1 protein-coding gene and 1 pseudogene are annotated in these 1049 nt (G+C 42.5%); both read left to right on the forward strand.

The annotated features are described in order from the left end of the window. Positions 1 to 182 (forward strand): annotated as a pseudogene (locus tag CIK04_RS32920) (aspartyl-tRNA amidotransferase); the annotation flags it as partial. Between the two features lie 512 nt (positions 183 to 694). After that, positions 695 to 1036 (forward strand): ankyrin repeat domain-containing protein, encoded by a 342-nt coding sequence (locus tag CIK04_RS27265; protein WP_325205895.1) that lies wholly within the window; start codon positions 695 to 697, stop codon positions 1034 to 1036. Positions 1037 to 1049 lie beyond the last annotated feature (13 nt).

A 1049-nucleotide genomic window follows, 5' to 3' on the forward strand; every position in this document is an offset into this window, starting at 1 on the left:
CTCATCTAAACTGGATGCGCACAAAAGAAGGTGACGAGCAAGATATTCGAGCTGGTAGAGAAAATAAAGTAATTAGCAACTTTCTTGCTATTCAAAATCTAAAATACTTAGATATTAAAAACAACCAAGGTAAACCTATGTTTCCAGCGGCCTTTAAAAAATACGGCGCACTCAACTACTGAAGAAATCTACGGCTTCGCGCCATTCCTGTTTGCAGGTGGCGAGAAAAAGTGATGTAATATTGTTAAAGATGTGACATTTTTTCTCATTTAAACTTGATTGCTGATATGGGTGAGATGGAAATAATCGATATGGCTAGCCTCGTTTCTAGAGCAATAAAGAATAATGGTTAGCTTAGCGGCCTAGAAGCACAAAACTAAAACCGCTCTTTAAACAACGGGGATGCTGTTAAATTTTGCTAAGTCGGTTGGCGGGCTTTAGCTTTAACGTTTGTCATCCAACCTCAAAAGTCCCCCAAATTATTTAGCTTTTGGGATGAGTACTCTGCGTTACTGTCAATGGCATCGTTGTTTGGTAAGGACGCTACAATACTGCGGATGCGCGATCATCTATATTTCAAAGGCATACCATGGTTAATTGGAAACAACTATTTTCAGCAACAAGCAAAGTATTGTCAGTGTTAATGATTGCGCTTCTTAGCCTGTTAAGCGGCTGCAAGTTTGAAGGAAAAGACATGAAAGCAGATTTATTTTTTGACGCGAAGATGGTTAGCCTGTTACACGCTATACAGCGTAAGGATTCCGCAGCGGCAAAGGCAATGTTAGCGCAAGGGGTTGAGCTGAACTTGCGTGGTGAAGAGGGCATTACACCATTACTGTGGCTGATTATGCAAAAAGACCTCAGTGCCGTTGAATTGGCATTGCAACTGGGGGCGGAGCCTAATTTCCCTGCCRTGATTGAGATTAACCGCACTGGGCCAAAACCCGCGCAGCCTTTGGCAATCATTGCAGGTGATGGTGACAATAAATTGTTTCGCTTGTTGTTGAACTATGGCGCTAGCCCATWCTCGAAATGATGCTACCGGGCAT

This window comes from Vibrio sp. 03_296 (genome assembly GCF_002265885.1).